The following is a 25,797-nucleotide window of genomic DNA, read 5'->3' on the forward strand; positions in this document are numbered from 1 at the left end:
AACGTACCGCACGGAGTATGACAAATCTTGTCACTAACGTCGCCAGTGCCGTCGAGGAGCACGGCGACAACACCGCAATCGGGTTTCAGGGGTCCGAAATCAGCTACGAAGAGTTCTGGGGGCAGACGGGTGCCTTCGCGGCCGCGCTCGAGGAACGCGGCCTCGGTCCCGACGACCGCGTCGCGCTCTACCTTCCCAACCTGCCGCAGTTCGTGATCGCGTTCCACGGGACGCTCCGGGCCGGCGGCGTCGTCGTCCCGATGAACCCGCAGTACAAGTCCCGCGAGATCGGCCATCTGCTGGGCGACAGCGAGGCGAAAGTCGTCGTCGCGCTGGCCGATCTCGTCCCCTTCGTCAACGAGGTACAGGACGAGACGGGCGTCGAGCACGTCGTCAGCGTGGGCGGCGACGCCGACGGCGCGACGGAATTCGAAGCGTTCCTCGAGCAGGGTGCGCCCGACATCGCCGACCGAGACGACGACGACGTCGCGGTCCAGCCCTACACCTCCGGGACCACCGGTCAACCGAAGGGAGTGCAGTTGACTCACAACAACCTCGGGTCGAACGCGAACGCCGCCTCGAAGCTCATTCCCGACGGCATCCGGCCGGACGACAAAACGCTGGGCGTGCTGCCGCTGTTCCACATTTACGGGATGACGGTCGTCATGAACGCGTCGCTGTTCAACGGGGCCGCGTACTACCCGATGGCTTCGTGGGAGGTACAGGACGCCGTCTCGCTCATCGAGGACGAGGAGTTGACGATCATGCACGGCGTGCCGGCGATGTACAACGACGTGATCAACCAGCCCAACGCCGAGGAGTTCGACATGTCCTCGCTGCGCCTCTGTGGCGTCGGCGGCTCCGGCATTCCCGTCGAGGTGCTGCGCCAGTTCGAGGAACTCTACGAGCCGAAGATCTACGAGGGGTACGGCCTGACCGAGACCAGCCCGATCACCCACTTCAACAGCCCGATCGAGGGCCGCCGCGTCGGCAGCGTGGGCAAGACCGTCCCCGGCGTCGACTCGAAGGTCGTCGACGAGGACTTCAACGAGGTCTCGCCGGTCGAGGAGGGACCGATCGACGAGGAGGAGGCCGACCTCCGCGAAATCACCGGCGAAATCGTCGTCGCCGGGCCGAACGTGATGAAGGGCTACTACGGCCTTCCCGAGGCCAACGAGGAGGCCTTCACCGAGGAGGGCGGCCGACGCTGGTTCCACACCGGCGACATCGGCTACAAGGACGAGGACGGCTTCTTCTACGTCGTCGACCGCGAGAAGCACATGATCGTCACCGGTGGCTACAACGTCTACCCGCGTGAAGTCGAGGAACTCCTCTTCGAGCATCCCGACGTGGCCGACGCCGCCGTGGCCGGCATCCCCGACGAACGCCGCGGGGAGACCGTCAAGGCCTTCATCGTTCGCACACCTGACGGCGACGTCACGGAGGAAGAAATTAGGGAATACTGCCTGACCAACATGGCGGAGTACAAACACCCCCGTGAGGTCGAGTTCGTCCAGGAACTGCCGCGGACGACCACCGGAAAGGTCCAGAAGTTCAAACTCCGTGAGGAGGAAGAAGAGGCAGAGGAGGTGTCCGAATAATGTCGCTCGGCGACGCCGTTCTCCTCGAGATCGAAGACGACGGTCCCGCGACGATCACGCTGAACCAGCCGGACCGCCGTAACGCCTTCTCGGCGGAGATTCACGACGGGTTCGTCGCGGCCTTCGAGGAGATCGAAGGCAGCGACGCCCGCTGTGTCGTCATCGAAGGCGCTGGCGGCGCGTTCTCGGCCGGAGGCGACGTCAAGCGGATGGTCGACGCCCTCGAGGAAGACGTCCCCGCCGACGAGCGGGCCCGCAGCCTCGAGCAGCGAACGAAGGAGATGATGACCGCACTGGTCGACTGTCCGATTCCGACGATCGCGGTAATCGACGGCCCCGCGGTCGGTGCAGGTGCGAACCTCGCCATCGGCTGTGACGTGCAGCTGGCCAGCGACCGCTCGGTGTTCGGCTTCGTCTTCCGACAGGTCGGTCTGAGCGTCGACGCCGGCACCTCCTACCTGCTGCCCCGGATCGTCGGCGAGAACGTCGCGAAGGAACTCGTCCTGACCGGCGATCTCATCGATGCGGACCGCGCGAAGGATCTCGGGCTGGTCAACCACGTCTACGACGCCGAGGAGTTCGACGAGCGAGCCGACGAGTTCGTCGAGAAGATCGTCTCCGGCCCGCCGATCGCGCTGCGCCACGCCAACCGGCTCGTCGGCGAGGGCCTCGAGAAATCGCTCGAGCAGGCCCTGACCGACGAAGCCGTCGCACAGGGGATCGTCTTCGAGACCGAAGACCACGCAGAGGGGGTCAACGCCTTCCTCGAAGACCGCGATCCCGAGTTCGAAGGTCGATGAACTGACCACGATACGTCCGACCGGCCGTCGCACCTCCTTTCTGACCGACCGCAGCAGATACGCCCCGACGTATCGACTTCGGACGCGTTAGTCGCCCCGCCTCGAGCCGCCGTTGGCTGGCACCAGCGTCGATACCCGCGCGTTCTCCTTGAGCCGCAGTCCGCCATCGGCGACCGACAGCGGCAGCAACGGCAGGTGATCGCGAACCTGAACCGACGGATGCGAACCGCCGCGGGCGAGTAGTTCGTTGCGCGGCTGGAGCTGTGCGGGTTCCCCGAGTCCGGTCAGAAACTCGTTGTGCTGGATCACGTACTGGCCGCCCTCGAGGTGCCACCAGCCGTACTCGTCGTGTGGCGTCTCCTGTTCCGTCGGGACGGGCTCGAGGTCGGCGTCTGCCAGTTCGTCGCCGCCGAAGTCGATGCGACCGGGGGCGGCGACCTCGTAGACCGCGCTGACCGTCAGGTCGATCCCGTGGTCGTGGACCTGTACCGGTTCGTACACCAGATTGTCGACGGAATCGGCGAGCGGGTGCTCGGCGGACATGTTGGTCGAACCGACGGTCTCGAGCGGGAAAAAGGATACAGGTGTTCGCCCGACCGGACTCCCCGAACCCTATAGGCTGGCGCACGTACCGTTGCTCATGACCGAGGTCCTCTCCGACGAGGTCGCTCGCTTCGTTCGCGCGATCGGTCCGGAGCCCGACGAGACGTTGATCGAGATGGACGAGTACGCGGCCGCCGAAGGGTTTCCCCACGTCGGCCCCGAAGTCGGCGCGTTCCTCCGCTTTCTCGCCCGGCTGACCGACGCCGAGCGGATCTTCGAGTTCGGGTCGGGCTACGGTTACTCCGCGTACTGGTTCGCCGAGGCCCTCCCCGACGACGGCGAGATCGTCCTCACCGAAGTCGACGACGCCGAACTCGAGTTGGCCCGCGAGTACATGGCCGCGGGCGGCTACGACGCGATGACGCGGTACGAACTCGGCGACGCGATGGCGACCGTCGAAAACTACGACGGGCCGTTCGACGTCGTCTTGATCGACCATCAGAAGGAGCGCTACGCCGACGCGTTCGAGGCGGTTCGGTCGAAGGTCCCGGTCGGCGGGGTCGTCGTCGCCGACAACGCGATCACGGCCAGCGTCGTCGACTTCGATGCGATCCTCGAGTGGGCCGAGGGGGGCTCGCCGACCGAGGTCGACGACCACACCCAGGGCGTCATCGACTACCTCGAGACGGTGCGCGCCGATCCGGCCTTCGAGACGATCGGCGTGCCGCTGGGCGAGGGAATCGCGGTGAGTTACCGCGTCGAGTAATCAGACGTCTCGCCGTCGAACATCGCCTCGTCCGGCTCCTCGGCCGGGGCCGGAGAGCCGTACTCGCGGAAGCCGAGGAAGGTCGTCGTGGCGGCCGCGGCGAGCAGCGTGGCCCACGTGACCGCGGTGAGCGCGACGACGGTTACCAGTGTGGGGCCCGGTGCGACGGAGCCGATCGTCTCGAGTCCCACGGCGTGGCTCCCGGCGACCCCGAGAAAGGCGAGCCAGAGACCGAGCGAGGTCCCGGCGAGCGTTCGGCGGTCGACCGACTGGGCGTAGCGAGCGACGCAGTAGACGCCGACGATGGCCAGCGCCGTCGCTCCGAGCGTCAGTTCGACTGTGTCGACGGCGACGTTGCCGACGCCGGCGACGGCAAAACAGGCGAGCGAGGCGGCGAGCAGGGACCGGTCCGAACTGGTTGTTGTCGGAATCACGTCGTGCACCGCTTTGACGGGTTGAGTCGGCCCCCGCGTATATAGCTGTTGGCTGACGGCGACGATCGGCCGCCAACGTTATTCTACCGCAACGAGAGTGTTCAGGTGGCGAGGCCGGGTTCGGTCGATTTCGACGGAATTCGTTCGACCATGCAAGATCCTCGCCATTCCGGGATCGTTTCACGACGGCTTATCGGCCACCGTGCTCCGATTTCGGCCCGTCGATTGACACACCACGATCGAACGGGGGCTCGAACGCCGGCGTCCGACCGGCGTTTTCTGTGGAACCGACACGCGCGACAGTCGGGACTCCGACGGGCCGTCGATCCTCTAGTAGCCACTGGCCGTCACTGCACACCCGATCGAACGGCGGAAGCGCGATTCGGCGCGAGCAGCGAGCGCGAGACCCGCGGACTGTGCGATCGGTGTGCAAATCGCTTCAGCTGTTACTATAGCCCATTCGGGTTGGTAGACAGGAACTATTTCTGACGTGAGCGCCGAGGGGTCGCTATGGTCCTCCCGCTCGAGATGGGGTGGCGAAACCTCCTGTTCGAGAACTGGCCGGTCGATCCGGACGCGATGAACGAGCGACTCCCCGACGCGCTCGAGGCCGACACCCACGACGGCTCCGCGTGGCTTTCGGTGATCCCCTTCACGAACGTCGCCGTCCGGCCGAAGGGACTCCCCGAGTGGGCCGGCGTTGCGCTGCCGGAGATCAACGTCAGGACGTACGTCACACACGACGGAGTTCCCAGCGTCTACTTCTTCAGCCTCGACGCGCAGGGACTCGCGAGCGTCACGGGTGCGCGGCTGTTCCATCACCTGCCGTACTACTACGCTCGAATCTCGCTGTCGCGAGCCGACGGCGGGGTCGCGTTCGACAGCCGCCGGTACCACCCCGGTGCGCGACCCGCCCGCTACAGGGCTACGTACCGGCCGACGGGCGACCCGTTCTCGGCTCCCGACGACCCGCTGGCGGCATTCCTCGTCGAGCGCTACCGGTTCTACACGGAGGCACCCGACGGCTCGCTGCGCTACACAGACGTCGACCACGAGCCCTGGACGCTCGCGCCGGCGACCGCGGACGTCGAGACCAATACGCTGCTTTCCGCGGCCGGCTTCGCACGTCCCGAGCGCGATCCCGTCCGCTACTACAGTCGGGGCCTCGACGTGGTCGCGAACGTGAGTCAGCGACTCGAGGGTTGACCGTCGTTCCTACCCCTGCGTGACGGTGCTGCGTCCGGTGGATCGAAACTCCGGCGGCCCGTATCAGATGATATTCGGCGTGAAGGGGTACGAGTAAATTTCACCGTCGTTGGCTTTGACCGTCGCTATAATCACCAGGATGAGGTCTACTATTGCGACTAGCGGGAACAACAAGAAGCCGACGAGAACGACCATTAGTACGCCAGAAACGATGAACCCGATGGCGATCATGATCTGAAAATTCAGCGAATTCTTGGCGTTCTCTTTGACTAGCGTGTCGTCGTCGTCTGCGAGTATGAGAATGAGCAGTGGGCCGAGGAACGACGCAACTAACGATGATACGTGCGCCAATGCTGCCATCGTGGTGTCTCCGCCTACATCAGTTGACATATCCCACAAATCACACAGACAGTATATAAGAGCTGGGTAACTGTCCGTCCTATCGGCCGTTCGACCGCTCGCAAAACGCTGCAGGTAGACGGGGCTTTGGGCCGACGGAGTCAAGCCAGGGCGGGGATTCGAACCCCGGAAGTCTCGATTACAAGTCGAGTGCATGAACCGCCCATGCTCCCCTGGCGCAGGCCGTGGGTTAGCCGTCCTCCTTTGAATGTGTATCGTTTTCGCCCCGGTCTGCGAGCGAGCTGGACATCGACACCCTGAACTCGTCGTACCCGTGACGGCGGTAAAATCGCCTGGCGGCCTCATTCTCGGCCATCACCTCGAGCAGCATCGTGTCGACTCCCCGCTCGGCGAGCGAGTCCTCAGCGGCCTCGAGCAAGGCGGTGCCGATTCCGCGGCCCCGGTATGCCGGCCGGACGTAGATGTTCGAGAGCAGGCCGCGCGTGGTGTCGAGTTCGAGAGTTCCCCGTTCGATCGATACCGAGACGAAGCCGACGATCGTGCCGTCGAGGCGGGCGACGAGGAGGCCGTCGTTGACCAGATAGGCACCGAGGGTCTCCCGCATCGCCTCGCGGTTCGCGTCGGGGCGGACGGCCGACTCGTACCGGCGCTGGTCGCGGGCGAGGTCGACCCAGAGGTCCGCGAGAGCATCGAGGTCGTCCCGCGAGGCGAGTTCAATCGTCGGCTGCGGGTTGTCGTGGGGCATTCTCGAGAGCCGTCACGGCGGGGAGCGATTCGGCGGTGAGCATCCGCAGGGCGGCCCCGCCGCCGGTGCTGACGTGGGAGAAGCCCTCGACGCCGAGTTTACGCAGCGCGGAGGCCGTGTCGCCGCCGCCGACGATGCTGGTCGGGCTGTCCGTCGCCGCGCCGTACAGCTGTCGGGTGCCCGTCTGGAAGCGCTCGTCCTCGAAGACGCCGGCGGGGCCGTTGAGGATGACCGTCTCCGCGTCGTCGAGGATCCGCCGGTAGTAGTCGAGCGTCGAGTTGCCGATGTCCATCGCGGATTCGCCGTCTTCCGGCGGGAGAGCGTTGACTCCGAGTTCGTGACGCTCGTCGCCGCGGGCGACGGCGACGTCCCGCGGGAGCGCGATCCGGTCGCCGTAGGCGTCGAGCAGGTCGGCGGCGCGGTCGATCTCGTCCCAGTAGCCCTGATCGTAGATGAAATCGGAGCTCTCGTCGCCGAGGTCGACGCCGTCGGCGATGAGGAAGACGTTGCCGACGACGCCCGCGGTGAGGACCTGGTCGGCCAACCCCTTCTCCAGAACGGACCAGGCCACGTCGATCGAGTCGGGCACCTTCGCGCCGCCGAGGACGTAGACGCGAGGCTCGGGGGTTTCCTCGATGGAGCCGAGCACGTCGAGTTCCGACTCCATGACGCGGCCGGCGTAACTCGGCAAAACGGTCGGAAGGCCGACCAGCGACGGCTGGGAGCGGTGGGCCGCGGCGAAGGCGTCGTTGACGTAGGCGTCGAGGACGGGTTCGAGACCTTCGACCAGATGGGTCCGGGCGGCTCGCTCCGGGTCGAACTCCATGTACTCCTCGCTGTAGAAGCGGGTGTTCTCGAGGACGAGGCAGTCGCCGTTCTCGAGGTCTCTGATTGCGTCGCGAGCGGCGGCGGAGAACGTCGCATCGACGTAGTCGACGGGTTGGCCGAGCAGTTCCGAGAGGCGGTCCGCGTGGGACTCGAGAGAGACGAAATCGTCGCCGCCGGGTCGACCCTGGTGGGCGAGGACGGCGACCCGTCCGCCTCGCTCGAGCAGTTCGGAGAGGGTATCGACGTGGGCTCGCAGTCGGGCGTCGTCCGCGAGCGTGCCGTCGTCGCCGATCGGACTATTGACGTCGACGCGAACGCCGACGGTAGTCCCGTCGACGTCCAGGTCGTCGAGGGTCTCGATCATTATCGCCCCCTCCATCGCCACACCCGAAAGGTCTTTCTATCGGAGAGATAGCGTCCGGTGACCGGTGACACGGCGCATACGACCGTAGGGGTCGGCTACGGTCACACCGTTCGGCAGTCCGCACAGACCAGTTGGCCGTTGGCGTCCCATAACGCGTCCGCGAGGGAGCCACAGGCCTCGCAGACCCCCTGAGTCGTGTACTCGTCGCCGCCGTTCGGAACGAGTCGGGCGTCGTCCGATGCCGTCGCGCGGGCAGTCGTCGCTTCGGCGACTTCCCGGTCGCGATCGAAGAGCGGCTCGGACGAGCGAACTGGAGTCATCGTCGCCTGGAACGAGCCCGCGGCGGCGATGACGTCGCGCTGGGTGACCAGCCCGACGATCCCCGTATCGTCCTCGACGACGACGTTCCGGATGTTCTGGCGGGCCATCGTCGTGGCGACGTCGGTGAGCGACCGGTCGGGACCGACGGTGATAACCGGCGTCGTCATCGCTTGCTCGACGGTCGTCTCGGCGGGGTCCGACTCGTTATCGATGAGTCCGAGAACGTCCCACTCGGTCACGATGCCGACCGGCTCGCTCCCGCGGACGACCAGCGCGCAACTCGTTCGCTCCTCGCGCATGAGGCGAACGGTATCGAGGACGCTGTCGGACTCGCTGACGCCGACGTATTCGTTCGTCAGGACATCCCTGACGGACAGTTCCGATTCCATGTGTGAACAGATAGCACGAACGGGCTAAAAGCTACCCCCGCTACACTTAAGCGAAACGGCGTCGAAGTTTACGGTCTTCCGGTCTCAGGCCGTCTACCACTCGAGTTCGACCCTGGTCCCGTCGGCCCGGCAGGTCTCGAGGGCGTGTTTGGCGGCGTAGCCGGCGTCGTGGGCGTTCTCGCCGCGGCCGACGCCGACCTGCATCTCGACGTCGACGGCTTCCTCGACGTGGTGGATCGCTTCCTCGTAGTCGCTGGCCTCGAGCTCGGGGCAGACGACGATGACGTTGTCGCCGCCGACGAAAAACGAGAGGCTCTCGTGGGCGTAGCGCATGTGGCGCATCAGTTCCGCGTAGCCCTGCTCGATCTCGATGAACGTGTCGAAGGCGTTGAGTTCGTCGGTGTAGTTGCCGGTCGCGTCGATCACGTCGAAGTGGGCGATCTGGACGTCCTCGTCGGTCCGGTAGCCGTTCTCGATGACCCGTCCCTCGAGACACTCGCGTCGGTCCTTATCCTGTGCGCTGCCGGCGTCCTGCAGGCGCTGGGTCGCGTCGGACAGCGCCTGAACTGGGCTCGTTCCGGTCGCGACACCGAGGCTGAGCGTCACCGGGTAGCGGTTGCCGACCGACTCCTGGAGGAGCGCGTGGTCCTCGAGCGAGCAGCCGTTCGTGACGGCGATCATGTTGTCGAAGCGAGTGAAGAAGGTGTAGCCGCCGCGGTTACCGACGAACTGGGAGATGTCCGCGTACAGCCGGGACTGCATGGTCTGGAGGTCGGCCTCCCGTCGCGGCTCGGGTGTCACCGTCCACGGCCCGTAGTTGTCGATCTGAACGAGCGTCACCTGCGTATTAGTCACTGTGGGCGATCATTTCGAACGGCGTCGTATAAGTGATACGTAATCCAGATTCGTGATGCGCTCGAGAAGCAGCCTACGCGTGTTTCTTCTCGGGGTCGGCACCCTGCGGGTGGTACTCCCAGAAATCGCCAGCGCGCATCGCTGCGCCGACGGCTTTGTGCATGTCGATCATCGTCTCGAACTCCTCGGCGTCGACGTAGTCGAAGATTTCGCGCATCGGGACGACGCGCTCGTAGTTGATCCGGATCGGGTAGTCGCCGTATTCGTCGACGAACTCGGCGACGTCCATCGGGTAGTCCTCCTCCTCGTCGACTTTGTCCGCGATGATCCGCATGTCGAACTTGCGCATCCCCTCGCTGCCCTCCTCGCCGTCGGGATCGACCGGCCAATCGTTGCTCATACCTGGGTGTGTGCAGGGGTCCCGCAAAAGGATTACTCTCCGGCGCCGTCGACTCGCCGCCGATCCGCTCGCTCGACGCCGGTGAACTCGAACCGCGCCCCGCCGTCGGTCCCATCGGTGACGCTCACTGCCCAGCCGTGGTCCTCGGCGACCTCTTCGACGATCGCCAGCCCGAGCCCAGTGCCGTCGCTGGCGCTCGAGTAGCCGCTCTCGAAGACGTGATCGCGCTCGTCTTCGGGAATCCCGGGACCGTCGTCCGCGACGTAGAACCCCGGCCGTTCGTCGTCGAGATCGCCGATCGTAACCGTGACGCCTGCGTCGCCGTAGTTGACCGCGTCGTGCTGCGTACGCGGAGAAGGGTTCTGCGAGCTATGCTCGACGGCATTTCGGATCAGATTCTCGAGCAACTGTTTGAGCCGCGCACGGTCGGCTCGAACGACGGCATCGGTCTCGAGTCGGAGCGACGCGTCGGCCGTCTGGACGTGGTCCCAGCAGCTCTCGGCGATCGCCGCGAGACCGACCGGTTCGGTGTTCAGGTCGGAATCGCCCTCGCGTGCGACCGCCAGCAGGTTTTCGATCAGGACGGCCATCCGTTCGTGCGCCCAGGCGACAGCCTCGAGGTCCTCGCTGTCGCGCCGTTCGCGGGCCAGTTGGAGCCGGCCCTGCGCGACGTTCAGCGGGTTCCGGAGGTCGTGGGAGACGATACCGGCGAATCGGTCGAGGCGTTCGTTCTGCTCTTTCAGTTCGCGCTCCCGTGCCTTGCGCTCGGTAATATCGCGCAAGACGCCGACCGTCCCCTGAAAGCGGCCGTCCTCGTCGGTCGGGAGGAGCGCGATGTGATTCTCGTTGATCCGACGCTCGCCGTCCGCCCCGATCGTCTCCATCTCGAACGATTCGTGATCGCGGTCGTCGTCGCGAAGCAGCGACCCGATTATCGATTCGGCCCTGTCGATGTCCTCGTCGTCCATGATGAGCGAGACGTGTTCGCCGACCAGTTCCTCGGGACCGTACCCCGTCGTCGTCAGTTCGGCGTCGACCGGCGGGACGACCTTCGTCAGATAGCCGTCGGCGTCCAGCGTGTACACCTCGTCGGGGATCGTCTCGAGGATCGTCTCGTACTGCTCGAGTTCGCGCTGGCGCTCCTTTCGTTCGGTGATGTCACGGACCACGCCGGCGACACCGCGGAACTGTCCGTCGGCGAGGGGCAACAACGAGACGTTCGACTCGCACTGAATCCGTCCGCCGTCTTTGGCTTTCACGGTAGTCTCGTGGGTCTGCTGTTGCGTGTCGGCCTCGCTCGAGAGCAGCGACCGGACGATGTCGGCGCCGCTCTCGACGGACGACTCGTCGAGCAGGAACGAAAGATGCTGGCCGACGATCTCGTCTTTCTCGTAGCTCGTTAGCTCGGCGTACGCGTCGTTGACGTACGTGTACCGACCGTCGGCGTCGACCGTGTAGACAGGGTCGCCGAGGGACTCGACGATCGTCTCGTAGCGCTCGAGATCACGCTCACGTTCCTTCCGGTCCGAGATGTCCTGCACCGTACAGATCAGATCGCCGTTGCCGGTCGTCGACAGCGAGTGCGCCTCGACGAAGGTCGATCCGTCCGCTCGGAGGCCGGTCGTCTCCCCGTGCCACTCGCCCTCGGTCATCACCGTCGGGATGACCTCCTCGCGGACGGTCGCGACGTCGTCCTCCGGATAGAGGCGTTCCCAACCCTCGCCGATTATCTCGTCAGGTTCGTACCCGTAGAGGTCGGCGTACGCCCGATTCACGTAGACGAACCGGCCGTCGTTATCGAGGATACCGATGCCTTCCTGAGCGGTCTCGATGGCGCGGAGCTGTCGCTGGCGTTCCAGACGTGCCCGCGTCGTCGTGACGGCCTCGACGATCCGGTCGGCCAGCGTCGCGTTCCCGTCGGTTCCTTTGCGGACGTACTCGGAGACGCCCGCCGAAATCGCCTCGCTCGCGACCGCCTCCGATCCCGCGTCCGTGTACAGGATGAACGGAACGTCGTCGTGATCCGCCCGAACCGATCTGAGAAACGTCAGGCCGTCGGTATCGGGTAGCTCGTACTCCGAAACGACGCAGTCGATCTCGGTCTCGACGAGGCGTTCGAGCCCGTCGCTCGCGCTGGTCGCGCTAACCGTTTCGATGGGTACGTCCGCTCGCTCGAGGACAGCCGCGTCGGAACACACCGGATCGTCGTCCACGCAGAGCACGCGGATCGGCTCCATCGAGACGCTCCCGGAGAGGGATTCGTCTCGGGTTTGCATGACACTTCTCTCGTTACTGCGGCCAAATAGCTTGGGGTCGGGTTCCGTTCACGACTGTTCGGAACTATCGATGGGATCGTATCGAAGAGTGGGCTCCGCTCGCTAGCCGCTGTGCGTACTATCGACTGCTGTTCGTAACAGCACTTTCCGTACCGTATTCGACGGTTTACCGTCCCGAAACGGCGTTTACGTCCCTTCTCTGTTCGTCCGGATTGGTGAATGCGGGCTGTGAAGCCGTCGCTCTCCGCCCATCTATTCACATACTTGTTATTTCCATATGGTATTATACGTAACAATTTGGATGAGATTGAAGTACCGGCGGAAAGTAATACGTTCGAAAGTATGCGAGTGTCCTATCAGCATGCGAACGTTCGGAGCGGCAACGAGTCGACGCTCCTTCGGTTTACGACCCGCGATGGGACACGCGCATGCGTCCTCGTCGACTGCGGTGCCGACGTCGATCTGGACTCGCTACTCGGCGACGACGAGTACCTGAACGCGATTCTCCTCACGCACGGCCACATCGATCATTACCGGACGCTCGCGAGGAACGTCCGGCACAACGCGCCGATTTACGCGTCGCCGGCGACGGCGACCGTCCTCGAGCACGCGCTGCCGGAAGCGCGGAAGGACAACGATATCGGCGACACCTCGTCCGCTCTGGACGCGCTCGAGCCGATCGAGGACTGGACGTCGATCCTCCACGACCTCGAGGTTCGGCCGGTTCCTGTGGGGCACACGCCCGGCGGCGCGGGGTTCGTGATCCGGTTTCGAGACGCGGCGGTGGCCGACGACCTCTTGAACGGCGAAGGACATCTCCTGGCGACCGGCGATTTCACCCGACGGCCCTGTGCGGGCTATCCCGGACTGACGACGACCTATCCGTTCGACATCGATGCCGTCCTGCTGAACGTCTCGACAGCGGACGCCTGTCCGGCCGCGCTCGACGAGTCGGTGCGGACGGTCCTCGAACGAGCGTACGCCGGCGCCCGAGTCGTCGTCGCGACGAGTTCGCTGACCGGCGTTCACTACGCGACGCTGCTGGGCCACGCGGCGGCAGCGCTCGATCGCGACCTCCCGATCACGCTCGTCGGTCAGACCGCCAAGCTGTACGACGCGCTCGGGCTGGACGAGCCCGGCATTGAGACGCGGGGCGTGTTCGATCGGACCGCCGAGATGCTCGAGGAGGGACGGGTTACGATCGCCGGACCGGAGACGCCGACGCGGGGAAGCGCGTCTCGGCTCTTCGATGCGGTCGCGGACGACCCCGCTGCCGTGTTCGTTCAGCTCGCGACGGACGACGCCGCGGCGGTGTCGGGCGCACGTTGCACGACGCACTGCATCGAGTTGCGAAACCATCCGTCGATCGAGACGATCGACGACACCGTCCGCGAACTCGCGCCGACACAGGTCGTGATCAAGCACGCGATGGGAGAGACGCTCAACCGGTTCCAGCGCCGCTTCGATCGCTGTTTCACGTGGGGAACGAACGACCAAGAGATTCATCGGCTCTACGAGGACGGCGAGTGGCTGGCCCCCGACTGGATCGCGGAATCGACGGCGACGCAGATTCGAACGCGACAGTGGGAGGCGATGGGAAACCGCGCGTTCGATGCAGTCGAAACGGTTCCGGCCGTCCGTCGGGAGTCGGTCGACCTCGAGGCGGAGGGTCTCGATCTCGAGGCGCTCGAGACCGCCTTCGCTGGCGGGTCGCCGGATCCCTACGCGATGCCGACCGCAGCGGACGAGTCGACGGCTACCGAGACGGCGACGGACGCCGAGGAACGGGACGCGGGAGATCAGTCGCTCGAGGCGGAACTCCTCGACCGGCTCGCGGCGATCGAGGCGAAACTCGAGCAGCCCGACGAGGAGACCGTTCGGGCGCGCGTCCTCTCCGACGGCGACGGCGAGCAGTTCCTGCGGCTCGTCGATCGAGCGGACGTCGACGCGGGCGATACCGTCGAAATCACGATCTCGAGCCGTACTCCGTCTCAGTAGGGATCACAGTGCCCGCCGTGTCGAGACACTGATTCGTGAGCGACGGCCGTCCAGCGGGTGCCAGCGCGAGCGCTGCCTCCTGTGCCGGCGTAGGCACAGCGGACGGTGGCCGTGGCGCGTGCTGACTGACCGACGCGGCTCGAGCGGCGCGGCGTGACCGATCGCGACCGGCGTCAGTCGTCCCCGCAGAAGCCCTCGAACTCCTCGATAGTGATAGCGATCGCGTCCCGTTCGGGTACGTCGCGGACTGCGTACGCCGTCGGATAGACACCCGAGGTAGCGTACGTCTCGGGCTGGGCGATCCGCCGCCGATCGGTTCCAGAATGGGCTCGGAGGTACGCCCGGGTGATCATCGGTTCGACGAACGTCAGCCTCGCGGTGCCGTCGCCGTCCGGATCGTACGCACCCCAGACGAGCGTGTTCGAGAACGTCCCGCCGTTCATTTCGGGGACGGTGGGGTCGACCATGTGCTCCCCCATGTCGGTGATGACCCGCTCGTCGACGACGGGGCCTCGAGCGTACCCGTCCGGAACGTACCGATCCGGGAGGTCGTAGCTCGGCGCGGCCGGCCCGGTGATGGCATCGACCGTTTCGGCCGGTAACATGTGGAAGTGGATGTCGAAATGGGGCTCCGTCCAGACACCGTCCGGCGGATGGCCGCCGGGATTCCAGTTCAGGCCGAGGAAGGTAACTGGCGTCGCGGCGGTCGCCGGAAACGGGACGAAAAACTCCTGGGACCACTTGTGGTGGATGACCACCGACTCGCCGGTCGGGCCGTACTTGTCCGTGTAGGCGTCGTCGCCCGAGTTTGCGAGGTCCTCGGCCGAGGGGAGCCCCTCGAGTGCGGCTCGCTCTACGAGGAGGCCGTGATACTTCGGGGTTCCCGACGGCGTGACCGTCGTGAAGGTCCTCGCGTCGCCGTTTCCGAGGGTCACGGGGTCGCCCCACTCGGTGATGCCTGCCGAGGGAACGGCCTCGGCGTTCGTTGCACTCGTCAGGTCGCTCAACCCGAGGGCCGCGCCGGTCGCGGCCGCGGTACCGACGAATTGGCGTCGGCTGACGGGTAGTCGGTCGTCGGTGTACGTCCCCGCTCGAGTCTGTTTTCGTGTCATTGGTTACTGAAGCGCGTCGAGACGGCCGTCTCGTCTGCTTCGATAGCGCTTGTGTTCGGCTGCCAAATAGTGTTATCTATTGGCACGGTGTCGGGGAAATAACCTCGAGAAGAAAGTGAGGTGTCGATGACGAACCGCCGAGTGAATTCTCACCGGTCGTCGCGGCCGGCGTCGGTCTCGGCGTGGTGCTCGAGCAACCGCTGAATCCCGGCTCTGATCACCTCGCTGCGGTTGCGGTAGACGTCGTCGTCGACGAGCGATTCGATCGCCGCGAGCTGTTCGTCGGTCGCCCGGAACGTCACCCGGTCGAGCGTCGGGCCGTTCTCGAGGCGGGAGCGGTTGTGCTCCGGCGTCCCGTCGGCGGGCGGGGATCTGCTCTCCGTCATCGTTGCCCCCCGCTGGTCCGTTCCGGGGACGGACGGCCCGCCGCTTCGAACGCGGTGCTCGCGGGCTCGAGTGAGGGCGTGGGAGTCACGGTGACCATAGAATCGAGAGGAGCCGAGCGCTCGTAAGGGCTCGCGTAGCGGAGTGGAAGTGAAACAGGAACTCGGTTACCTCCGGTCGTACCGCCGCACCTCTGACTCGGACCTGACTCTATTTCACCAAACAAACAGTAGATATAAGTCACAACTGATCAACTCACAAACCGGAAGCCGGTCTCCAGAACCAGGGGGCGTACGGAAACGTCCCGGGTGGAACCAGCACCCGAGACTTGGCTTCCATCCGAACGGATTGAAGCCATGATTGCGTTCATTCTACCGGGATATAAACGTCCCGCACGACCGCGGAATCGCCCGCTACGAGGAGCCTCGAGTCCGGTTTCGGCCGCGAGCCAGCGCGGGGGTGGCGACGGATGAGCGGTGACGACGGGCCGAACGGAGACGGCGAATCGCGACTTCCCGATTGTCCTCGTTGCGGCGAGCGGGTAGTGATATCGGTCGCATTCAGTCCCGAGGCGGGGCTGGTCAGCCCCTGTGGCTGTTCCGTGCCGCCGGCGTTGTTTCCCGAGGTCTACGGGGACTAGTCCGAGGCTCGCGCTCGAGCCCCGCCGGACAGCCGGCCGGTCGGCGCAGTGAGCGTCCACTCCGTCGAAACCACCCCGTCGACAGTGCGTCGGCCGGCCGGTCCGGAAACGGCGGCTCACGTTTCGGCCTTCGCCACCAGGCATCGCGATTCCCGTCCCGGCCTCGTCCAAATTTGCCCAAATGTCTCCGCTCTCTCGGAGGACGATTTCTAACTGGAGCGGTTCACTACCGACGGCATTGTCGTACGAGTCGAATGAGAGTCGGAAGTCCAGTCGGGATTGCCGTGGTCCTCAGTCGTCGGCCGTCTCGGCGTCCGCGTCCTCACTAAGCACTTCCTCGCGGTGTTCGTCCAGCAGCGGCGCGCGACCGCGGGGCTCGGGGTTGGTCTTGCTCATCTTGATCGGGTTGCCGGCGATCTCGACCTTGCCGTCGGCACCGGGCTGTTCGACCGGGTACAGCATGTCGCGTTTGTGGACGTGCGGGTCGTCGAAGATCTCCTCGGTGGTCTGGACCGGGGCGGCGGGCACGCGGCCCTCGAGCTTGCCCACGAGTTCGTCGTTGGTCTGCTCGCGGGTCCAGTCGGCGATCTCCTCGCGCAAGGCGTCGCGGTGCTCGAGGCGCTCGGGGGTCGTCGGGTACTCCTCGGCGAGTTCCTCACGGCTCATTATATCGCAGAGCTCCGCCCAGTGGTTGTTGTTGAACGCGGCGATGACGGCGTAGCCGTCGTCGGTTTCGAAGGCGTTGTAGGGGAACAGCGTGGGGTGGGAGTTGCCCCGGCGGGTGGGGGCCTCGCCGGTGTAGGACTGCTGGTAGATGGCGCGCTCGGTGAAGCTGATCATGGAGTCGTACATGCCGGTGTCGACGTACTGGCCCTCGCCGGTCTGTTCGCGGTGGTTGACGGCGGCGAGGATGCCGATGCAGTTCAGCGTCGCGGTGAAGAGGTCGCCGACGCCGGGGCCGGTCTTGGTCGGCGGGCCGTCGGGCTGGCCGGTGGTCTCCATGACGCCGCCCAGCGCCTGTGCGATGAGATCGAAGGAGGGCTGGCCCTGCCGGTCGGTCTCACCCGTGCGCGGGTCGCCGAAGCCGCGGATCGAGGAGTAGATGAGATCGGGGTTGTGTTCTTTCAGCGTCTCGTAGCCGAGACCGTACTTCTCCATCGTCCCGGCGCGGTAGTTCTCGACGACGACGTCGGCCTCCTCGACGACCGAGAGGAAGTCCTCGCGGTCTTCCTCCTCGCGGAAGTTCAGTTCGATACTCTTCTTGCCGCGGTTGACGCTCTGGAAGTATCCCCCGTAAGCTTCGTCTTCGGGGTCGTCGACGAACGGCGGATTCGACCGGATCATGTCGCCGCCCGGCCGCTCGATCTTGACCACGTCCGCACCCAGATCCGCGAGCAACATCGTACAGTACGGCCCCGCGAGCACCTGAGTCAGATCAACGACGCGAAGGTTGGAAAGGGCTCCCATAGTCTGTACGCCCTCCTTACGAAACCATTACCAAAACCCTTACCATCGATCATGTAGTTGGTCACCAGTACCATAACTCATGGGAACACCCACCATTGGGACGCTGCTAGGACGTTTAAGGTGTATTATCATGGAAGATCATTAGGTTTATACCGGAGTCCCTCATGGTTCTGGATACGATGTCCCAAACGGTCGTCCTCGGCGTGATCGGCTCCGATGCCCACGTCGTTGGCATCACAATCCTCGAGCAAGCCTTCAGTGCAGCCGGCTTCGATGTCGTGAACCTCGGTGTCCAGACCTCCCAGGAGGAGTTCGCCGAGGCTGCGGTAGCTCACGACGCCGAGGCTGTACTGGTCTCTTCGCTCTACGGCCACGCCGAGCAGGACTGCCAGGGATTCCACAGCGTCCTCGAGGACGCGGACGTCGACGCGGTCAGCTACATCGGCGGCAACCTCGCCGTCGGGCAGGACGACTTCGAGCAGACCCGCAAGACGTTCCGGAAGCTCGGGTTCGATCGGGTCTTCGACTCCGAGACCGATCCCGAGGACGCGATTGCCGCACTCCGCGAAGACCTCCAGATCAAGCCGACGGAGTCCGAGCGGGCAACTATCAGTTCTTAGATGTCTAGATGATACGAGACGAACGCATTCCATCCGACGAGCTACAGCGTATCGACGAAGAGATTCGGTCGAACTGGCCGACGGGCGAAGACGTCGACTTCGAGGAAGCCATCGAGTACCACGAGTCGCTGCCCGACCACAAGCGGTTCGCCGACGTCCTCGAGTCGGCCGACAAACCGCTGCTCCAGCCGCGGGCCGGCGTTCCCCGGCTCGAAGACCAGATCGAACTCTTACAGTATCTTCATCAGGAAGGCCAGGCCGACCTCCTGCCGACCACGATCGACTCGTACACGCGCGACAACGAGTACGAGAAGGCCCAGCAGGGCCTCGAGAAGGCCCGGGAGACGGGTGACGACACCCTGAACGGCTTCCCCGCGGTCAATCACGGCGTCGACGGCTGCCGGAAGCTGATCGACGCGATCGACGCGCCGATCGAGGTCCGTCACGGCACGCCGGACGCCCGGCTGCTCGCGGCGATCACCTTCGCCGGCGGCTTCCAGAGTTTCGAAGGGGGGCCGATTTCTTACAACATCCCCTACACGAAGCGCCACGGATTAGAGGAGACCATCGAGAAGTGGCAGTTCGTCGACCGGCTGGCCGGCGCGTACACGGAACGCGGCGTGCGGATCAACCGCGAGCCGTTCGGCCCCCTCACGGGGACGCTCGTCCCGCCGTCGATCGCCATCGCGATCATGCTGGTCGAGGGCAAGCTCGCCGCCACGCAGGGCGTGCGCTCGATCACGCTCGGCTACGGGCAGGTCGGGAACGTCGTTCAGGACGTGGCCGCCCTGAACGCGCTCAAAAAGCTGGGCAACGAGTACCTGCCCGACGAGGTCGTCGTCACCACCGTCTTCCACGAGTGGATGGGCGGCTTCCCGCCGGACGAGGCCCGCGCCAACGGCGTGATCAGCCTCGGCGGCATGACCGCCGCTATCGCCCAGCCCGACAAGGTCATCACGAAGTCCCCACAGGAGTTCCAGGGGGTTCCGACCAAGGAGGCCAACGCCTCGGGCCTGCGCACCACGCGACAGGTCATCGACATGGCGATCGAACAGAAGATCGACATCGACGGCATCGAGGAGGAACAGGACCTCATCGAGCGCGAGACCCGGTGTCTGATGGACACCATCTTCGAGCACGGCGACGGCGACGTCGTCCAGGGGACGCTCAAGGCCTTCGACTCCGGGGCGCTCGACGTTCCCTTCGCGCCCAGCGACAGCGCGCGGGGAGCCGTCCTCCCGGCCCGCGACGACGACGGTCGCGTCCGCATCTTCGAGTGGGCCGACCTCGAGATGGACGACGATATCAAGGAGATTCACAAGGCTCGACTCTCGCAGCGCGCCGACACCGAGGGCCGCGACCAGTCGTTCCGCATGGTCGCGGACGACGTCGACGCGATCAGCGACGGGAAGCTCATCGGCCGACCACAGGGTGACGTTTAAATGGAGATTACAGGAATTTACGCCACGCCCGGTTACTCCGGGTTCTTCTTCGACGACCAGCGCGCGATCAAGCAGGGAGCAACGCAGGACGGGTTCACCTACGAGGGCGAGCCCGTCACCGACGGCTTCGACGAGATTCGACAGGCCGGCGAGACGATCATCGTCGACATCGAACTCGCCGACGGGACCGTGGTGCGGGGCGACTGCGCCGCGGTCCAGTACTCCGGTGCCGGCGGACGAGATCCGCTGTTCCAGGCCGAGGAGTACGCCCCGGTCATCGAGGGCCCCGTCGCCGACGAACTCGAGGGACGGGACGCCACCGCGTTCCTCGACAACGCCGAGTTGCTCGAGGACATGCAGGTCGACGGCGACCGGCTTCACACGGCGATCCGATACGGCGTCTCGCAGGCGCTGCTCGCCGCCGCCGCCGAAGCCGAGAACACGACGCAGACGGACGTTATCGCGGACGCGCTCGGTACCGAGCCCGCGACGGAGCCGGTGCCGGTCTTCGGCCAGTCCGGCGACGACCGCTACAACAACACGGAGAAGATGTTCGTCAAGGGCGTCCCCGTGCTGCCACACGCGCTGATCAACAGCGTCGAGAAGATCGGCGAGAACGGCGAGGTCCTCCTCGAGTACGTCGAGTGGCTGGTCGAGCGCTCCCAGGAACTCGGCCCCGAGGGGTACGAGCCCCGGTTCCACATCGACGTCTACGGCATGATCGGGGAGATCTTCGGTGCCCCCTACGACCGCGACGAGGTCGTCGACTACTTCGCCGCGCTCGAGGAGGCCGCCGCGCCGTTCCCGATCCAGATCGAGGGGCCGATGGACGTCGGCAACCGCGCCGACCAGATCGACGCGATGGTCGAACTCCGCGAGGGGTTGGCCGACGCCAACGTCGGCGTCGACATCGTGGCCGACGAGTGGTGTAACACCTTCGAGGACGTGCAGGCGTTCGTCGACGCCGGGGCTGCGGACCTCGTGCAGGTCAAGACGCCCGATCTGGGCGGCATCCACCGCAGCGGGCAGGCGGTCCGCTACTGCGAGGGGACCGACACCCGCGCCTATCTCGGTGGGACCTGCAACGAAACGGAGACCTCCGCACGTGCCTGTGCCCACGTCGCGCTCGCGACCAACGCCGCGCAGGTACTCGCAAAGCCCGGCATGGGCTTCGACGAGGGCTACATGATCGTCGAAAACGAGATGCGGCGGGCGATCGCCCGACGAGAACGAGAACAGTTAACGGCCGACACTGACGAGGTGACAGCAGATGACTGACTGGACGGATCCCGACACGTTCGCACAGGCGCTCGAGCAGGTCGAGACCAAGGAGAAGGGGAACTGCTTCGAGGACTTCGAGGAAGGCGACGTCATCGAACACGACCCCGGGCTCACGCTCACCCAGTTCGGCAACGAGCAGTGGATGGGCCAGACGCTCAACCACGACCCCGCCTACTGGCGGACCGACGCCGCCGAGGAACGGGGCTTCGACGAGCCGCCGGTCCACCCCGACTACCTGACCGCTGCGACTCTCGGCATCACCGTCGAGGACCTGAGCGAGAAGGGTGGCTACTTCCTCGGTCGCACTGACGTGCGGTTCCCCACTGCGCCGGTCTACACCGGCACCGAACTCCACGTCGAGAGCGAGGTCGTCAACTGCGCCACCTCGAGCTCCCGACCCGAGTACGGCATCGTCTCCTGGCGCACCCGCGGCACGGACGCCGAGACCGGCGACGTGCTCTGCTCCTACGAACGGACGAACATGATTCCCCGCCGCGAGCCCCTCGCGACCGACGGGAGCGGCGCTGCCACAGCCGAAGGCGACGAAGACGGTCCCGACCTTCCCGAGGAGTTCATCGCTCCCGACGGAGGATATTTCGAGGACTTCGTCGAGGCTCTCGAGGCGGCCGACGACGAGAACGCCGCCGTCGCCTACCGCCACGAGCGCGGCCGCACGCAGGACGACGTGACCGTCGCTTCGCTGCCACTGGCGACGCTGAACACGGCCAAACAGCACCACAACGTCGACGTGATGTCCGACTCGCCGTCGGGCAACATCGTCACCTACGGCGACGTGACCCGCTCGACGGCGCTCGGCCACGCCCGCTCCGACGAAGAGACCTGGCGCGAGGTCGGCTTCGACGACGAATCGTTCCACACGTTCGTCGCGGTGGGCGACACCGTCTACGCCTTCACGCGCGTTATCGAGGCCGCCGACGACGCCTCGAGCGACGAGGCGGGGACCGTCACCTTCGAGCACATCGCGTTCAACCAGGACGACGAACCCGTCTATTCGGGGACTCGGACCGCCGAGATTCGAAAGCGTTCTAACTAACACGATCGATTGTCACAAACGACCGCAGACAACTACGAACACATGACTGACGACATCCGACTCTGCCGTACGTTCCAGACCGCACCGGCCGCCGTTCCGAAAGACGACTCCGCGAAGTACCTCGTCTCCGCGCTGGAGGCCGAGGGCTTCCAGGCACCCGACTGGCTCGTCCCCGACATGGAAGACGGCACCGCGCCGAACATGAAAGCCGAGGGGCTCGAGAACACCATCGAGAAGGTCCCGGAGTACGACTTCCCCGGCGAGATCTGGCCCCGCGTCGAGTGGAGCTACGAGGACGAGGAGTACTGCGAGAAGGGCCGCGACCAGATCGACCGGCTCGTCGCCGAGATCGGCGACGAGATCGACGGCGTCGTCGTCCCCAAGGTCGGCCGCCTCGAGGACGTCGAGCGCGCCGCCGAAGTCGTCGCCGAGGCCGAGGCCGAGCACGGCTACGAGGACGGTTCCATCGGCCTCTCGATCATCATCGAGACCGGCCGCGCTCGCTCCGACCTGCGCGAGATCTCCAAGTTCGGCGAGGACTCCCGGCTCACCGCGCTCATCTTCGGCCCGGTCGACTACGCCGCCGAACTCGGCGGCCGCGACCTCGGCGACGGCATGCCCCGCTGGGACGGCCTGCTCGAGGCCCTCTCGAACGAGGCCAGCGCCGCGGGCCTGCTCTCGATCGGCGGCCCCTTCGACGACCTGTTCAAGGAGCGCGCCGGGCTGACCTACTACAACGCCGACGAGTACGCGGATCAGGTCGAACACGAGGCCCAACTCGGGCTCGACGGCTCTTGGTCGCTGTACCCCAAACAGACGATTCAGGCCAACACCGTCCACATGCCCACCCCCGAGGAGCTCGAGCGCGACGTGAGCAAGATCGAGCGGTTCAACGAAGCCAAGCGCGAAGGGACCGGCGCGGTCACGCTCGACGGCCAGATGGTCGACGAGGCCACGTTCAAGAACTTCAAGAACACGGTCCAGCAGGTCCGCGCCATCGACGAGATGCGCCCCGGCCAGACCGAGGAGTACTACGACGACGACCTGCTGACGCGAGCCCGCGAGCTCGAGCTCTCCTATAACTGAGCTCGCGGCAGCTGCGACAGCGTTCGCTACCGTCCCGATTTCCGTTTTCGAAGTCGAGGGGCGTCGACAGTTGCTGTTTGCCGGTGATCGACCAGCCTGATCCTCGAACAGAGCGCTCTCGCTCGGTCCGCAACCGACGCCGTTCGAGATAGTGTGACCGAAGGCCGTTATTCGTCGTCCGCGAGGTCGATCAGGTTTTCTCGGCCGATCCTGCGTTTTTCGACCGCTCCCTTCTCGACCATCGATCCGATGACGCGGGACGTCTTCGAGGTCGACCAATCGAACTCGTCGTCGATCGCCGCCTGCCGCATACGGCCGCCGTTTTCCTCGAGCAGCGCCAGAACGCGTTCCTCGTCGGTCATGACCGGTGTCGATGCTCGGTCGTCGGACTGTGTCGCCGATCCGGCAGGCGTCTCCGGCGCCGCGTCCGGCGGCTCCCCACGGCCAGGCGTCGTCGACTGTCCGGTCTCGCCGGAACGCCGGCGGCGTCGACTGATCGCGTACGCGGCGGCGACGACGAGCGAGACGACGCCGACGAGCGAGACCGCGAGCCCGCTGCCGCCGAACGGGGTCGGCGTCGCGGCGCTGCTTGCTGCGGACTGGGTCTCGGCGTCGTTACCGGTCGGGGCGAAGGCGATGGACGGGTGTTCGTCCTCGAAACTCTCTCTGCCGGCCCACGTTACTGACCCCTCACCTCGGCTGTCGGGAGCTGGCTCTACGCGATCGATTTCGTATTCTGCGGGCCCCTCGACCGCGAGCGTGTCGTTGGCCGCGATGAAAAAGCCGCCCTGGAAGACATCACCGACGACGACCGATTCGTTCGCTCGAGCGCCGAAGTTCGTCCAGGTGAACCGGTAGGTGACGACGCCCCAGCGACGCGGGACTTCCTGAACGCTGGTCGTCGCGGTGAACTCTGTGGCGTGCATCTCCCGGCCAGTCGCGTTCGCCGCGCTGGCGACGACACCGCGCATTCGTGCCCGGAAGGGGTCGAGATACCGCGCAGTGTCGTTGCGAAAGCGGTCTCGGAACGCTTCGTACTCGTCGACGCGTTCGTCGGTATCGAGACGCGTCCTGATTTGGATCGTCCAGCGGGCCGAGCCGTTCTCGGATACGTCGATTCGGGTGACGGTGTTGTCCGGTTCCGGCTCCGCCTGCCGCGTCGCTGCACCGGCGGTCCCCGCGGGCACGATCAGCGTTCCGAGCACGAGGCAAAGGATACCGAGTGCCGCGAACGCTGCCGACCCACCTCCCCGCGAACTCTCCATTCGTCCGATCTGTTTAGATGACGTTTATATAAGTTCGACGGCCGAAAAACTCGGATCGGCTTGGGATCGAACGGCCTTGCAGTCCCCGAATAAAATTGCGTGCAAATGGCTGCAAACGTCCGCAACTCCCACCGAAAACGGCTGCAAGTCGCTTCAGACATCGGTCCGGTTTATCACCAGATATTCCGAGAGTGTCTCGTACGATGAGACGAACAGCGATCGGCGCCGTACTAATCGCAGTGCTCGTCGCCGGGATGGCCGTCCCGGCGACTGCAGCAAGCGTCGGCCAGTCGCACTCGCGCGCGAATTCGGGCGCGGCGGCCGCGATGGTGGTACAGGAGAACGCGACGAACGATTCGGACTCGAGCGTGGACGTCACGGTCGGCCAGCAGCTCTCGACAGTTATCGACGTCTCGAGCGACGAGGTCCGGACGGACTTCGAGAACACCGCGTTCGAGATGTCCGTCGAGAGCGCCGACGACGAGGAGCGCGCCGAGGCCGTCGCCGAGCGCGCGGAGGAACTCCGCGATCGCGCCGAGGACGTCCGCGAGGAGTACGAGGAGGCCACCGAGGAGTACGAGGCGGGCGAGATGAGCAAGTCCGAGTACGCCCAGCGGATCGCGACGTTGAACGCGCGGGCGGCGAACCTCGCAGACAGCTACGCACAGCTCCAGCAGCGAGCGTCGAACGTCTCTGCGTCCGAACTACGGACGCTCGACGACTCGATGGACAACCTGAGCAGCGTCAGCGGAAGCGGTGCGAAGGCGCTGCTAGAGCGGTTCACCGGCGAATCGCAGGGCGAGGTCGAACTCGAGACCGCCGGCGGGCTCTCCATCGAGGTGAAAGGCGAAGACGGTGAACGGTCGCGTGAACTCGAACGCGAGCGCGACGACGACGATACTATCTCGGTGAGCCAGTCCGCCGCCCTCGAGACGGCTCAGGCGGCGCTCTCGACGCCCGAACGCGGTAGCTGGGTCCACGTCGAATCGAACGTGAAAGACGACGAGGGTGCCTACGAGTTCGAGTTCGCCCTCGAGAACGCGACCGCCCAGACAGGTGAAGCCGAAGTGCGAGTCGACGGCTCGTCGGGCGACGTGTACAAACTCGAGGAGGAGATCGAAGCCCGTGACGAAGACGAGCGGGACGACGATGATGAGCGAGAGGACGACGAGCGAGAAGACGACGAGACCGACGCTCGAGCGCTGACCGTCGATGCGACGCTCGACGGCGACACCGTGACGGTGACCGTTACCGCGGACGGCTCAGGCGTCGCGAACGCGACGGTCGACGCGAATGACCGATCGGTCGGTACCACCGACGCTGACGGGACGGTGACGTTCACCGTCGACGCGAACGAGACCGAAGACCTCGAACTGACCGTCCGTGAGGGCGAGTCCGAAGCCGAAACCGAGTACGTGATTCGGGACGGCTCGCTCGTCACGACCGAGGGCGAGGAGGACGAGCCGACGGACGATGACGACCGAGACGATGAGGACGCGGACGACGAGACGGAGCGGACCGATTCCGACGGAGACGACGACTGAGCTATCGCTCGAGCCG

At 65.5% G+C, this 25,797-nt stretch carries 25 protein-coding genes and 1 tRNA gene; 12 read left to right on the forward strand and 14 right to left on the reverse strand.

The annotated features are described in order from the left end of the window. The first annotated feature begins 17 nt into the window (after positions 1 to 17). Together NDO75_RS04255 and NDO75_RS04260 are read left to right on the forward strand one after the other, a co-directional pair. Positions 18 to 1,601 carry a long-chain fatty acid--CoA ligase gene (locus NDO75_RS04255; RefSeq protein ID WP_310904850.1) on the forward strand — a complete coding sequence of 528 codons (1,584 nt, stop codon included), beginning with the start codon at positions 18 to 20 and terminating at the stop codon, positions 1,599 to 1,601. After that, positions 1,601 to 2,401, forward strand: coding sequence for an enoyl-CoA hydratase-related protein (locus tag NDO75_RS04260; RefSeq protein ID WP_310904851.1), 801 nt, complete (start codon positions 1,601 to 1,603; stop codon positions 2,399 to 2,401). Before NDO75_RS04255 ends, NDO75_RS04260 begins: the two co-directional genes overlap by 1 nt. 87 nt (positions 2,402 to 2,488) lie before the next feature. Here the strand turns inward: NDO75_RS04260 and NDO75_RS04265 are convergent, their stop codons facing one another. Next, positions 2,489 to 2,944 (reverse strand): dCTP deaminase, encoded by a 456-nt coding sequence (locus tag NDO75_RS04265; protein ID WP_310904852.1) that lies wholly within the window; start codon positions 2,942 to 2,944, stop codon positions 2,489 to 2,491. Between the two features lie 97 nt (positions 2,945 to 3,041). Between NDO75_RS04265 and NDO75_RS04270 the strand changes: the two genes are divergently transcribed. Next, positions 3,042 to 3,710 (forward strand): O-methyltransferase, encoded by a 669-nt coding sequence (locus tag NDO75_RS04270; RefSeq protein ID WP_310904853.1) that lies wholly within the window; start codon positions 3,042 to 3,044, stop codon positions 3,708 to 3,710. Here the strand turns inward: NDO75_RS04270 and NDO75_RS04275 are convergent. Further along, on the reverse strand, positions 3,695 to 4,153 hold the full coding sequence (locus NDO75_RS04275; protein ID WP_310904854.1) for a hypothetical protein: 459 nt from the start codon (positions 4,151 to 4,153) through the stop codon (positions 3,695 to 3,697). The two genes, NDO75_RS04270 and NDO75_RS04275, sit on opposite strands and share 16 nt — an antisense overlap. A 501-nt stretch (positions 4,154 to 4,654) precedes the next feature. Here NDO75_RS04275 and NDO75_RS04280 point away from each other — a divergent pair. Beyond that, positions 4,655 to 5,350 (forward strand): DUF2071 domain-containing protein, encoded by a 696-nt coding sequence (locus tag NDO75_RS04280; RefSeq protein ID WP_310904855.1) that lies wholly within the window; start codon positions 4,655 to 4,657, stop codon positions 5,348 to 5,350. A 63-nt stretch (positions 5,351 to 5,413) separates the two neighbouring features. Here the strand turns inward: NDO75_RS04280 and NDO75_RS04285 are convergent, their stop codons facing one another. The 8 genes from NDO75_RS04285 to NDO75_RS04320 form a co-directional block, all read right to left on the reverse strand. Continuing rightward, entirely contained in the window at positions 5,414 to 5,740 is a 327-nt protein-coding gene (locus tag NDO75_RS04285; RefSeq protein ID WP_310904856.1) for a DUF4870 domain-containing protein, read from the reverse strand. Between the two features lie 113 nt (positions 5,741 to 5,853). Next, positions 5,854 to 5,927 (reverse strand) — tRNA-Thr (locus tag NDO75_RS04290). Positions 5,928 to 5,939: 12 nt separating this feature from the next. Continuing rightward, positions 5,940 to 6,455 carry a GNAT family N-acetyltransferase gene (locus tag NDO75_RS04295; RefSeq protein WP_310904857.1) on the reverse strand — a complete coding sequence of 172 codons (516 nt, stop codon included), beginning with the start codon at positions 6,453 to 6,455 and terminating at the stop codon, positions 5,940 to 5,942. After that, on the reverse strand, positions 6,424 to 7,647 hold the full coding sequence (locus NDO75_RS04300; RefSeq protein ID WP_310904858.1) for a phosphoglycerate kinase: 1,224 nt from the start codon (positions 7,645 to 7,647) through the stop codon (positions 6,424 to 6,426). The genes NDO75_RS04295 and NDO75_RS04300 overlap by 32 nt, the downstream gene beginning before the upstream one ends. A 101-nt stretch (positions 7,648 to 7,748) precedes the next feature. After that, a complete protein-coding gene (locus tag NDO75_RS04305) occupies positions 7,749 to 8,357 on the reverse strand; it encodes a CBS domain-containing protein (protein ID WP_310904859.1) in 609 nt (202 codons plus the stop codon). 93 nt (positions 8,358 to 8,450) lie between these two features. Further along, positions 8,451 to 9,212: a GTP cyclohydrolase IIa gene (locus NDO75_RS04310; RefSeq protein WP_310904860.1), complete on the reverse strand. Its 762-nt coding sequence runs from the start codon at positions 9,210 to 9,212 to the stop codon at positions 8,451 to 8,453. Between the two features lie 73 nt (positions 9,213 to 9,285). After that, a complete protein-coding gene (locus tag NDO75_RS04315; protein ID WP_310904861.1) occupies positions 9,286 to 9,612 on the reverse strand; it encodes a DUF5785 family protein in 327 nt (108 codons plus the stop codon). A gap of 32 nt (positions 9,613 to 9,644) precedes the next feature. Then, positions 9,645 to 11,888, reverse strand: coding sequence for a PAS domain S-box protein (locus tag NDO75_RS04320; RefSeq protein ID WP_310904862.1), 2,244 nt, complete (start codon positions 11,886 to 11,888; stop codon positions 9,645 to 9,647). A 342-nt stretch (positions 11,889 to 12,230) separates the two neighbouring features. On the opposite strand from NDO75_RS04320, the gene NDO75_RS04325 reads away from it, so the two are divergent. After that, positions 12,231 to 13,886, forward strand: a complete 1,656-nt coding sequence (locus tag NDO75_RS04325) for an MBL fold metallo-hydrolase (protein ID WP_310904863.1) — start codon at positions 12,231 to 12,233, stop codon at positions 13,884 to 13,886. Positions 13,887 to 14,059: 173 nt separating this feature from the next. Here NDO75_RS04325 and NDO75_RS04330 read toward each other — a convergent pair whose 3' ends face one another. Both NDO75_RS04330 and NDO75_RS04335 read right to left on the reverse strand, forming a co-directional pair. Then, complete coding sequence (locus NDO75_RS04330; RefSeq protein WP_310904864.1) at positions 14,060 to 14,998, reverse strand: twin-arginine translocation signal domain-containing protein; 939 nt, start codon at positions 14,996 to 14,998, stop codon at positions 14,060 to 14,062. A 149-nt stretch (positions 14,999 to 15,147) separates the two neighbouring features. After that, the gene (locus NDO75_RS04335; protein ID WP_310904865.1) at positions 15,148 to 15,384 is read right to left on the reverse strand and encodes a ribbon-helix-helix domain-containing protein; all 237 of its coding nucleotides are present in this window, start codon (positions 15,382 to 15,384) and stop codon (positions 15,148 to 15,150) included. A 467-nt stretch (positions 15,385 to 15,851) separates the two neighbouring features. On the opposite strand from NDO75_RS04335, the gene NDO75_RS04340 reads away from it, so the two are divergent. Next, positions 15,852 to 16,022, forward strand: coding sequence for a hypothetical protein (locus NDO75_RS04340; protein ID WP_310904866.1), 171 nt, complete (start codon positions 15,852 to 15,854; stop codon positions 16,020 to 16,022). Positions 16,023 to 16,313: 291 nt separating this feature from the next. Here NDO75_RS04340 and mct read toward each other — a convergent pair whose 3' ends face one another. After that, a complete protein-coding gene (gene mct, locus NDO75_RS04345) occupies positions 16,314 to 17,489 on the reverse strand; it encodes a succinyl-CoA:mesaconate CoA-transferase (RefSeq protein WP_310904867.1) in 1,176 nt (391 codons plus the stop codon). A 164-nt stretch (positions 17,490 to 17,653) separates the two neighbouring features. Between mct and glmS the strand changes: the two genes are divergently transcribed. The 5 genes from glmS to citE are packed head-to-tail and all read left to right on the forward strand — an operon-like array spanning position 17,654 to position 22,972. Then, entirely contained in the window at positions 17,654 to 18,109 is a 456-nt protein-coding gene (glmS, locus tag NDO75_RS04350; protein WP_310904868.1) for a methylaspartate mutase subunit S, read from the forward strand. Between the two features lie 8 nt (positions 18,110 to 18,117). Then, entirely contained in the window at positions 18,118 to 19,551 is a 1,434-nt protein-coding gene (locus tag NDO75_RS04355; protein WP_310904869.1) for a methylaspartate mutase subunit E, read from the forward strand. Further along, complete coding sequence (locus tag NDO75_RS04360) at positions 19,552 to 20,829, forward strand: methylaspartate ammonia-lyase (protein ID WP_310904870.1); 1,278 nt, start codon at positions 19,552 to 19,554, stop codon at positions 20,827 to 20,829. Next, complete coding sequence (gene mch, locus NDO75_RS04365; RefSeq protein WP_310904871.1) at positions 20,822 to 21,886, forward strand: 2-methylfumaryl-CoA hydratase; 1,065 nt, start codon at positions 20,822 to 20,824, stop codon at positions 21,884 to 21,886. Before NDO75_RS04360 ends, mch begins: the two co-directional genes overlap by 8 nt. Positions 21,887 to 21,928: 42 nt before the next feature. After that, positions 21,929 to 22,972 (forward strand): L-malyl-CoA/beta-methylmalyl-CoA lyase, encoded by a 1,044-nt coding sequence (gene citE / locus NDO75_RS04370; protein ID WP_310904872.1) that lies wholly within the window; start codon positions 21,929 to 21,931, stop codon positions 22,970 to 22,972. A 167-nt stretch (positions 22,973 to 23,139) separates the two neighbouring features. Here citE and NDO75_RS04375 read toward each other — a convergent pair whose 3' ends face one another. Continuing rightward, positions 23,140 to 24,237, reverse strand: coding sequence for a helix-turn-helix domain-containing protein (locus NDO75_RS04375; protein WP_310904873.1), 1,098 nt, complete (start codon positions 24,235 to 24,237; stop codon positions 23,140 to 23,142). A 203-nt stretch (positions 24,238 to 24,440) separates the two neighbouring features. On the opposite strand from NDO75_RS04375, the gene NDO75_RS04380 reads away from it, so the two are divergent. Beyond that, positions 24,441 to 25,781 (forward strand): hypothetical protein, encoded by a 1,341-nt coding sequence (locus NDO75_RS04380; RefSeq protein WP_310904874.1) that lies wholly within the window; start codon positions 24,441 to 24,443, stop codon positions 25,779 to 25,781. Positions 25,782 to 25,797 lie beyond the last annotated feature (16 nt).

The sequence above is a fragment of the Natrinema sp. 1APR25-10V2 genome (assembly GCF_031626495.1).
Taxonomy (GTDB): Archaea; Halobacteriota; Halobacteria; order Halobacteriales; family Natrialbaceae; genus Natrinema.

Excerpts from the sequence above, each read along its gene's own strand:
- NDO75_RS04255 (WP_310904850.1), top strand. The coding sequence starts at position 18 with ATGACAAATCTTGTCACTAACGTCGCCAGTGCCGTCGAGGAGCACGGC.
- NDO75_RS04260 (WP_310904851.1), top strand. The coding sequence starts at position 1,601 with ATGTCGCTCGGCGACGCCGTTCTCCTCGAGATCGAAGACGACGGTCCC.
- NDO75_RS04265 (WP_310904852.1), bottom strand. The coding sequence starts at position 2,944 with ATGTCCGCCGAGCACCCGCTCGCCGATTCCGTCGACAATCTGGTGTAC.
- NDO75_RS04270 (WP_310904853.1), top strand. The coding sequence starts at position 3,042 with ATGACCGAGGTCCTCTCCGACGAGGTCGCTCGCTTCGTTCGCGCGATC.
- NDO75_RS04280 (WP_310904855.1), top strand. The coding sequence starts at position 4,655 with ATGGTCCTCCCGCTCGAGATGGGGTGGCGAAACCTCCTGTTCGAGAAC.
- NDO75_RS04285 (WP_310904856.1), bottom strand. The coding sequence starts at position 5,740 with ATGTCAACTGATGTAGGCGGAGACACCACGATGGCAGCATTGGCGCAC.
- NDO75_RS04295 (WP_310904857.1), bottom strand. The coding sequence starts at position 6,455 with ATGCCCCACGACAACCCGCAGCCGACGATTGAACTCGCCTCGCGGGAC.
- NDO75_RS04300 (WP_310904858.1), bottom strand. The coding sequence starts at position 7,647 with ATGATCGAGACCCTCGACGACCTGGACGTCGACGGGACTACCGTCGGC.
- NDO75_RS04305 (WP_310904859.1), bottom strand. The coding sequence starts at position 8,357 with ATGGAATCGGAACTGTCCGTCAGGGATGTCCTGACGAACGAATACGTC.
- NDO75_RS04315 (WP_310904861.1), bottom strand. The coding sequence starts at position 9,612 with ATGAGCAACGATTGGCCGGTCGATCCCGACGGCGAGGAGGGCAGCGAG.
- NDO75_RS04320 (WP_310904862.1), bottom strand. The coding sequence starts at position 11,888 with ATGCAAACCCGAGACGAATCCCTCTCCGGGAGCGTCTCGATGGAGCCG.
- NDO75_RS04325 (WP_310904863.1), top strand. The coding sequence starts at position 12,231 with ATGCGAGTGTCCTATCAGCATGCGAACGTTCGGAGCGGCAACGAGTCG.
- NDO75_RS04330 (WP_310904864.1), bottom strand. The coding sequence starts at position 14,998 with ATGACACGAAAACAGACTCGAGCGGGGACGTACACCGACGACCGACTA.
- NDO75_RS04335 (WP_310904865.1), bottom strand. The coding sequence starts at position 15,384 with ATGACGGAGAGCAGATCCCCGCCCGCCGACGGGACGCCGGAGCACAAC.
- NDO75_RS04340 (WP_310904866.1), top strand. The coding sequence starts at position 15,852 with ATGAGCGGTGACGACGGGCCGAACGGAGACGGCGAATCGCGACTTCCC.
- mct (WP_310904867.1), bottom strand. The coding sequence starts at position 17,489 with ATGGGAGCCCTTTCCAACCTTCGCGTCGTTGATCTGACTCAGGTGCTC.
- glmS (WP_310904868.1), top strand. The coding sequence starts at position 17,654 with ATGGTTCTGGATACGATGTCCCAAACGGTCGTCCTCGGCGTGATCGGC.
- NDO75_RS04355 (WP_310904869.1), top strand. The coding sequence starts at position 18,118 with ATGATACGAGACGAACGCATTCCATCCGACGAGCTACAGCGTATCGAC.
- NDO75_RS04360 (WP_310904870.1), top strand. The coding sequence starts at position 19,552 with ATGGAGATTACAGGAATTTACGCCACGCCCGGTTACTCCGGGTTCTTC.
- mch (WP_310904871.1), top strand. The coding sequence starts at position 20,822 with ATGACTGACTGGACGGATCCCGACACGTTCGCACAGGCGCTCGAGCAG.
- citE (WP_310904872.1), top strand. The coding sequence starts at position 21,929 with ATGACTGACGACATCCGACTCTGCCGTACGTTCCAGACCGCACCGGCC.
- NDO75_RS04375 (WP_310904873.1), bottom strand. The coding sequence starts at position 24,237 with ATGGAGAGTTCGCGGGGAGGTGGGTCGGCAGCGTTCGCGGCACTCGGT.
- NDO75_RS04380 (WP_310904874.1), top strand. The coding sequence starts at position 24,441 with ATGAGACGAACAGCGATCGGCGCCGTACTAATCGCAGTGCTCGTCGCC.